This is a genomic window from Bradyrhizobium sp. MI1.11 (genome assembly GCF_055811255.1).
This window is the reverse complement of record NZ_JBVVPM010000077.1, coordinates 21,339-28,583: the sequence shown is the minus strand read 5'-3', so window position 1 is coordinate 28,583 and position 7,245 is coordinate 21,339. Positions and strand designations below refer to the sequence as shown.

The window sequence follows — 7,245 nt, the reverse complement described above, 5'->3', positions numbered from 1 at the left end:
CGCCGGCGGAGGCGCTTGACGATCTTCTGTTATGAGTGAAAGTAACTGGTGTTGCGACGACCGTTTGAATCCGCCCAGTCTCATCGCTAAACCTCCCATTGCGAGCTGAAACGCAACCCCTCCTTATGCCTGGCGCTCGAACAGTCGGTCCGATGATCAATTCGCCCGGTATGAAATGTACTTTCCCGGCGGAGGGGGGAGGCGTGGGCGACACCGGAATCGAGCGTAGCTGATTCCGGGTTTGCGGAGAATGAGAGAGACCAGAAGTTAGGCCGCCGCTTCCGGCACAAGCGCCCGGGTCGGCCCGAACAGCTCCTCGAAGGCCTGCCGGAGCGCGACGTCGACATCCGCCATCGTCACGAGCTGGCCGAGATCGACCAGCGAGGTGACGCCGTAGCGGGGATCGGCGACGCCGCAGGGCACGATGCCGGCGAAATGCGACAGCTCCGGCTCGACATTGATCGCGATGCCATGAAACGAGACCCAGCGCTTCAGCCGGACGCCGATGGCCGCGATCTTGTCCTCGTGCTCAGGTCCCTTGTCGGGCCGCTTCACCCACACGCCGACCCGGTCCTCGCGCCGCTCGCCACGGATGTTGAAGGCGGCGAGTGTCCGCAGAATCAGCTCCTCCAGGCTCGCGACATAGGCCCGGACGTCCGGGCGCCGGCGCTTCAGGTCGAGCATGACATAGGCCACGCGCTGGCCGGGCCCGTGATAGGTGAGCTGACCGCCGCGCCCGGTGGCAAAGGTCGGGAATCGGGCATCGAGCAGGTCGGTGGCCTTGCCCGAGGTGCCGGAGGTGTAGAGTGGGGGGTGCTCCAGCAGCCAGACCAGCTCCGGGGCTTCACCGGCCGCGATCGCCGTGACGCGCGCCTCCATGTCAGCCACGGCCTCCGGATAGGGCACGGGCGCGTCCGAAATCCGCCACTCCACGGGCTCGCCGGAGGAGGCGGAAAACGACGTCAAATCGAGCTCTTGACGCTGGTTTTGGCGGGGGTTTCGAGGTGAATTAACCATTGGCTAACCATAACCAGGTGATGATCGCAGGCGCAAATTCCAAGTCCCTAGTCCTAGTCCCAAGTTGCGGTGGTCCTGAAGTGCCTACTCTCGACAAAGTCACCGTGGATCTCATGGTCGTCCTCGGGACGACCACCATGCCGATCCATCAGGTATTACGTCTTTCCCGCGGCGCCATCATCGAGCTGGACGCAACCGAGGCCGACGAGGTCAAGGTTTTGGCCAATAATCTGCCGGTCGCCTCCGGCGTCGTGCTGGTCGACCGCAACCGCATCGCGGTCGAGGTCAAGCAGATGCTGCCACGTATCCCGGGCACGCGGTAGCGGCCTGGGCACGCAGTAGCGGCCCGAGCAGGCGAAAAAGGCCGATCCCGGCGCAAGGAGCCGGAACTTTCCTGCCAAGCTTGTGGAATTCAGGGCCTTTGGAGGCTTGTACCCCTCTGACGGATTTGTTAGATCGGCGCCGTTGATCCGGTTGGCCTTCAAGCCTCAAGCCGGCATCCCCAAAAGCGCTCGTGGCGGAATTGGTAGACGCGCTGCCTTGAGGTGGCAGTGAGTAAAATCGTGGGGGTTCGAGTCCCTCCGAGCGCACCAAGCAAACAGACACGCGAGGGATCTTTTCGCGATCTTCAGTGCCCGCCAGGTTCGCACTACGAACCCTGGCATGGGGCCTCCAGAAGTCTCCGATTTTTGATCTCCCGGCCGAGGGTTCGCTCCGTCGGCGCGGTCCTCGTTCGCGACCCGTCATCACTGCGGCAAGGTCAGCAGGAGCCACGTGCCCGCGGCCACACAGGCGATGCCGGCAGCGCGTGCAATCCAGCGTCCGACCGGCGTGACTTTCTCCAAAAGTACAAGCAACGATAAAAGCGCGATCCAGAGTACGTTCATCACGCCGCCCACGAACAACAGCGCCATCAAAACCCAGCAGCAGACGACACAATAACCTCCATGCCGAAAGCCCAGCAGCACGCATCCTCGCAGCTCGCTGCGAAAGCCGCCGTGGCGCATCAGGAATAGAAACGGCGACTGGCATTGGGCGAGACAGACGTCTTTGAGCCGCGTCCATTGATAGATGCCCGCCGCGATCAGCACGATGGCGCCAAGCACGTTGCTCGCGATCGCCATCCGGGAATTCAGCAGGGCGGCCCGCTCGATCGCCCATTGGAGCAAGGTGGCTGCCAGCGAAAAGCCGCACCAGGCGAAAAGATAACCGGCGGCAAACCAGCCGGTCGCGGCGAATGGCTTGCCTTGCGCTTTGCCCTGTCGGCCTACGCGGGCGTACATCAGGATCATGGGCGCGGCCGAGGGAGCCATCATTCCGATCATCATCACCGCCCACATCAGGAACACATAGGCGAACTCGATCGTTCGCCACGGCGCGTTGGCCGGCAGCATGATTCCGGTCCCGGCCGGGATCATCCGGAACTCGGTCATGTCCATGCCGCCCATGTCCATGTCGTTGGCGAGCCAGAGCACATAGCTCCATGCCAGCGCGACAATGACGCCGATCGCGCCGCCGACGATCCAGCGATCGCGCCGCAGCACGGCTTCCATGGGGCTGTCCGTCATTTGCGATCGATGTTGTGCGATCGATGTCGCCGGCCGCCGATGCAGGCCGGTATCGGGAGTTACATCACACCTGGTTCGACCAGCGGATCGGCGCATAGAGGCCGTTTCTGCCGGAATTATCCCAGCGCATGCCATGATCGCTGAAGGTATTGCCGGCGGCGCCAACGGCCATCACCATTGCGTCGGGGCTGACCGGATGGCCGATGTTCGTCCACATCTCGCCGCTCGGATGCATGGTCGGTAGCGGATTGACCGACATGTGCAGGATGCCGGGGATTTCCGCGGACCGCGTCTTGCCGTCGATCCGGAACGTGATCGGGACCTTGCGCACCCCGAGGTTCTTGCTGATCAGCGGCGCGAACGCAGCCATGGGACCACCGGCGCCGCCGGTGAAGATTGCAGCCAAGGCCTCGGTCTCGTCATCGTTGGCGCGCTGATCGATATAGGCGGCGACCGACCAGTCTCCGTCCGCCATCACCCCAGGTGCGTGGAGGATGACGAGCACATTCAGCTCATCGAGCGCGATATCGCCATAGCGGCCGGTCTCGATGTGGAAGATCAGCGGTACGTTGCAGAAGCCCTCAGTCGGTCGCGCGGTCAACGGGGGCGCCGCCGACACCAGGCAGGGACACACGATGCTGCAACTGCAATTCTCGAAATAGTCACCGGAAAGGTGCCATGGGACATCCGCCATTGCTGTCTCCCGCTTGGCCGAACCCGATAGATGCTTTCGAATGAGCTACGTAGAGTTGAAAATTACGCTTGGTTGGGAAGCGGCGCAAGCCGATTCCACCGACGCCGGGCTTCTCTGGATTGGTCTGCGTCGGCAAGCACTTCCTCCGGAGCGGATGACCGGGGAACGATGGCCGTCGGAATCGCATTGCAGTCGGTGAGCTCGCTGCGGAAATGCCGGCTCCCGGCGCGCGGCCATGTTCCTGATGGTGAAAGACGATGAGAGACAGCGCGTCGGAAGTGACCGACATCAGCGACGCCGTTCACTTGTGCATCGACATGCAGAACATTTTCGCTCCTGGCGGTCTCTGGGAGACGCCATGGATGGCGAGGGTCTTGCCGACGATCGCCTCGATCGTTTCGCGCCATCAGGCCAGAACGATCTTCACGCGATTCATCACGCCCGAGGACCCGGAAGATCGGCCCGGACAGTGGCAGCGCTATTTTCGTCGCTGGCGCGAAGCGACCCGCAAACATCTGCCGCCATCCGGTCTCGAACTCGTGCCGGCCCTGAGCCGCTTCGTTCCGCCGGCTGTCGTCATCGACAAGCCGGCCTATTCGGCATTCAGCAGTCCCGGCCTCGCGAGTCTGCTGATCGAGAAGAATGTCGGCACGGTCGTCATCACCGGGGCGGAGACTGACGTCTGCGTGCTCTCGACGGTCCTGAGCGCCGTCGATCTCGGCTTTCGGGTCGTCATCATCGAGGATGCGCTGTGCAGCTCGTCCGACGTCGGCCATGATGCGCTCATGACGATGTACCGCACCCGCTTTCACGGCCAGGTCGATCTGATGACCGCCGAGGAATTGGCGGAGTTCTGGCGGGAGTAGGGGACGATCCGCTCAATTGACATTGTCGCCGAGCATGTTGTGGAAGGCGGTGGCGACGGCGGCAATGCCGCTGGCGCCGTGCATTAGTGCGATCTCGCCCTGCTGCTCGTGGCGGACGGCGTGGGCCATCACACGCAGGCGCAGATCGCCGGCGCTCTCCCACATCTGGTCGGCCATTCTGACCGCGCCGGCATGATGCTTGCTCATCGTTTCGACGAACAGCGTGTCGAATCGGTCCGCCGGCGCGGCCTTGACCTGCCGCATCTCGGCCTGTGTCAGGAAGCCCGGCATGGCGGCACGTTCGTCCGAGCTGCAATCGGGCATCTCGGTGTCGAACCAGCTCAGCCACCACGTTTCGAAAATCCGGTTCTCGCCGGTCTGGCTTGCGACCATCAGCATCGCCAGCTTTCGCAGATGCGGGTCCTGTGCGCGCTCTGCGGCAATCCGCGCCAGCGCGATGCCCTGGGCGTGATGCTCGGTCATGTGACGGATGTAAGTCTGGTCGGCGTCCCTGTCGCGGCCCATCCACGGCGGCTCGTAACCATGGCTGCCGAACAACGCGGCCGCGCCGAGCAGTGCGATCAAAGCCAGCGCGCCGGTGATCCAGGCGTTGGTGAAGCGAACATCGCGCGCGGGTGCCGCGCCTCGTCTCCAGCGCAACCGGGCGAACAGGGGGTACATCACCGCCGAGGAGCTGTGGACGAGCAGGCCGATCCAGTAGGGCTGCTGCAGCGTGAACAGCGGCTGCCAGAACGGAAACAGCGGCACCAGCACGAACCATTCCATGCTTGACGAGAACACGGCCCAGGGCAGCGCGAGCAGCAGGATCGTGAGCGGCCGCAGGTCGGCGGTCCAGCGCCCGAGCACACCGAAGAACACCAGCGCCCAGGAGAAATCCGCCCATTGGTGGAAGGCGATCCCTGCAAGGATCGCGCTCCACGACGGCTCTGCGCTGATCGCCCAATCGCGTGCGGGGATGGCGGCCACCGTCATCCAGTCGACGGCGGCATCGCGTCCGATGCGCGCGGCGAAGAGCTGGCTGACGATGGTCGAGAAGGTGCTGCTGATCAGGCCGAGTTCGGCAGCGGCGACCCAGCGCGAGCGTCGCCGTGAGGCGCCTTTATCACCGGTGCGAATTGAATTGGAAATGGTCGACGGCGCGGCGGCGTTCACGTCAGCTGATTGAGTTTCTTCAACGGATTGAGTTCGCTCGGCTTGCTCTGTTCGTCCCGGCCGCGCTCCGCTTGCTCCTTGCCTTCCTCATGGAGATCCTGATCGCCGACGATCTCGCCGACGACCTGTTTCGCCTTGCCAGCGATCCGCTGACCGAGGCCCTTGGTCTTGCTCATGGTCTGCCTCCAGGCTCACGCCGCCACCCCGGCGCTTGAAGGGGGATGAGCGCCGGGGCCGCGGTTCGTCTATTCAGCCTCCGGCAGGGGGGCGTCGGAAGCGTTGAGTGAGACTCTCTGACGCGCTGATGGTTCCTCGGCCGTCATCGTGCGTCGAGTGCAATGATCACGCCTTCATTGCCGCGGAGCAGGATGGAGGCGTCCGGCAACGGCTCGGACGGCCGGTCGAGGTGCGTGGACATCAGCAGGCGGCCGCGACCTTGCCACTGCCATTTCCGCGGCTCGGCGGCGATGTTGAGCGCGACCAGAATGTCGTTGCCGCCATGCGTCCGCCTGTAGGCCAGAACGTCGTTCTGCGCGCGTAGTGGCTCGTAGCCGCCGTGACGCAGGCACGCGTGCTCGCGCCGCAGCGTCATCAGCGCGCGAAACAGCGCCAGGATCGAACGTGGGTCGCGCTGCTGCGTTGCCACGTTGGCCGCGCCGTCGGGCGGCTCGAGCGGCAGCCATGGATCGCCGGTTGTAAAGCCGCCGTTGCTGCTGTCATCCCATCGCATCGGCGCGCGTTCGGGATCGCGGCAAAGGCCATACCCCGGCACGAGCTTCTCGAAGGGATCGTGGACGCGGTCGGGCGGAATGGGAACGCGCTTGCGGCCGATCTCGTCGCCCATGAAGAAGAACGGCGTTCCCCGCAGTGTCATCAACAGCATCGCCAGCACGCGCATTTGCGCGTCGCCGATCGTGCTCGCGATTCGCTGCTTGTCGTGGCCACCGATCACCCAGACCGGCCATGCATGATCCGGGATAGCGTTGAAATACGCGTCGATCGTTGCTTGCAGGGACAGCGCGTCCCATTGCGAGTCCAGCAGCGCGAAATTGAGCGGTAGATGCAGGCGCGGTCGGTCGTTGCCGTAGAAGTGGCCGATGCGGTCGGTCTTGCCCTGGACTTCGCCGCACAACATTCGCCCTGGATACCCGTCGATCACCTCGCGGATGAATTCGATGCAATCCATCGTCTCCGGGCGATCGTCGGTAAAGACGGGCGTCTGGCGCTGCGGCGGCGGCTTGCCTTTCGCTCGCGGGTTATGCGGATTGTCGCGCAGCAGCGCGTCCTTGATCAGGACCGCGCTGGCGTCGACGCGGAAGCCGTCGACGCCGCGATCGAGCCAGAAGCGCATGACATCGGCGATCGCGGCGCGCAGCTGCGGGTTGCGCCAGTTCAGATCGGGCTGCTCGACCAGGAAGGAATGGTAGTAATATTGCCGTCGCGCCTCGCACCATTCCCAACCGCTGCCGCCGAAGCGGCTCAGCCAATTGTTGGGCGGGCCGCCATTCTCGGCCGCGTCGGCCCAGATGTACCAATCGGCCTTCGCGCTGTTCCGTGAGCTGCTGCTCTCGACGAACCACGCGTGATCGTTCGCGGTATGGTTGGGCACGAGATCGAGAATCAGGCGGATCTCCGCCGCGTGCAGGGCCTTGAGCAGGCGGTCGAACGCCTCGAGGCTGCCGAACGCAGGGTCGATGGAGCAGTAGTCGGAGATGTCGTAGCCGAGGTCGCGGAACGGGCTCTTGGAGATCGGCGTCAGCCACACCGCATCGACGCCGAGCCATTTCAGATAGTCGATGCGCGATGTCAGGCCGGCGAGGTCGCCCTTGCCGTCATCGTCCGAGTCCTGGAACGAGATCAGTGCGATTTCGTAGATGACGGCGGTTTCCCACCACGCACCTTCGTTACGGGACGCCTCACTCATTGC

8 protein-coding genes and 1 tRNA gene are annotated in these 7,245 nt (G+C 64.0%); 3 read left to right on the top strand and 6 right to left on the bottom strand.

The features are described from left to right. Positions 1-267 precede the first annotated feature (267 nt). Positions 268-1,017 (bottom strand): lipoyl(octanoyl) transferase LipB, encoded by a 750-nt coding sequence (gene lipB / locus AC0L30_RS38970; protein WP_007603168.1) that lies wholly within the window; start codon positions 1,015-1,017, stop codon positions 268-270. An 80-nt stretch (positions 1,018-1,097) separates the two neighbouring features. Here lipB and AC0L30_RS38965 point away from each other — a divergent pair, with 80 nt between their 5' ends. After that, complete coding sequence (locus AC0L30_RS38965; protein WP_007603171.1) at positions 1,098-1,340, top strand: FliM/FliN family flagellar motor switch protein; 243 nt, start codon at positions 1,098-1,100, stop codon at positions 1,338-1,340. A 185-nt stretch (positions 1,341-1,525) separates the two neighbouring features. Then, positions 1,526-1,610: transfer RNA gene (locus AC0L30_RS38960), tRNA-Leu, on the top strand. Between the two features lie 153 nt (positions 1,611-1,763). Here the strand turns inward: AC0L30_RS38960 and AC0L30_RS38955 are convergent. Both AC0L30_RS38955 and AC0L30_RS38950 read right to left on the bottom strand, forming a co-directional pair. After that, positions 1,764-2,585, bottom strand: a complete 822-nt coding sequence (locus AC0L30_RS38955) for a DUF2182 domain-containing protein (protein ID WP_219684117.1) — start codon at positions 2,583-2,585, stop codon at positions 1,764-1,766. A 64-nt stretch (positions 2,586-2,649) separates the two neighbouring features. Next, on the bottom strand, positions 2,650-3,279 hold the full coding sequence (locus tag AC0L30_RS38950; protein ID WP_473406475.1) for a DUF1326 domain-containing protein: 630 nt from the start codon (positions 3,277-3,279) through the stop codon (positions 2,650-2,652). A gap of 257 nt (positions 3,280-3,536) precedes the next feature. Here AC0L30_RS38950 and AC0L30_RS38945 point away from each other — a divergent pair, with 257 nt between their 5' ends. Continuing rightward, the gene (locus tag AC0L30_RS38945; protein ID WP_354201866.1) at positions 3,537-4,145 is read left to right on the top strand and encodes a cysteine hydrolase family protein; all 609 of its coding nucleotides are present in this window, start codon (positions 3,537-3,539) and stop codon (positions 4,143-4,145) included. Positions 4,146-4,157: 12 nt separating this feature from the next. Here AC0L30_RS38945 and AC0L30_RS38940 read toward each other — a convergent pair whose 3' ends face one another. From AC0L30_RS38940 to AC0L30_RS38930, 3 genes are all read right to left on the bottom strand, one after another. Then, entirely contained in the window at positions 4,158-5,318 is a 1,161-nt protein-coding gene (locus AC0L30_RS38940; RefSeq protein ID WP_473406474.1) for a DUF305 domain-containing protein, read from the bottom strand. Next, the gene (locus AC0L30_RS38935; RefSeq protein WP_473406473.1) at positions 5,315-5,494 is read right to left on the bottom strand and encodes a CsbD family protein; all 180 of its coding nucleotides are present in this window, start codon (positions 5,492-5,494) and stop codon (positions 5,315-5,317) included. Before AC0L30_RS38935 ends, AC0L30_RS38940 begins: the two co-directional genes overlap by 4 nt. A gap of 143 nt (positions 5,495-5,637) precedes the next feature. Next, a complete protein-coding gene (locus tag AC0L30_RS38930; protein ID WP_473406472.1) occupies positions 5,638-7,242 on the bottom strand; it encodes an alpha-amylase family glycosyl hydrolase in 1,605 nt (534 codons plus the stop codon). Positions 7,243-7,245 lie beyond the last annotated feature (3 nt).

What these genes read in the sequence shown, in the direction of transcription:
- lipB (WP_007603168.1), bottom strand. Translation starts at nt 1,017, where the DNA reads ATGGTTAATTCACCTCGAAACCCCCGCCAAAACCAGCGTCAAGAGCTC.
- AC0L30_RS38955 (WP_219684117.1), bottom strand. Translation starts at nt 2,585, where the DNA reads ATGACGGACAGCCCCATGGAAGCCGTGCTGCGGCGCGATCGCTGGATC.
- AC0L30_RS38950 (WP_473406475.1), bottom strand. Translation starts at nt 3,279, where the DNA reads ATGGCGGATGTCCCATGGCACCTTTCCGGTGACTATTTCGAGAATTGC.
- AC0L30_RS38945 (WP_354201866.1), top strand. Translation starts at nt 3,537, where the DNA reads ATGAGAGACAGCGCGTCGGAAGTGACCGACATCAGCGACGCCGTTCAC.
- AC0L30_RS38935 (WP_473406473.1), bottom strand. Translation starts at nt 5,494, where the DNA reads ATGAGCAAGACCAAGGGCCTCGGTCAGCGGATCGCTGGCAAGGCGAAA.
- AC0L30_RS38930 (WP_473406472.1), bottom strand. Translation starts at nt 7,242, where the DNA reads ATGAGTGAGGCGTCCCGTAACGAAGGTGCGTGGTGGGAAACCGCCGTC.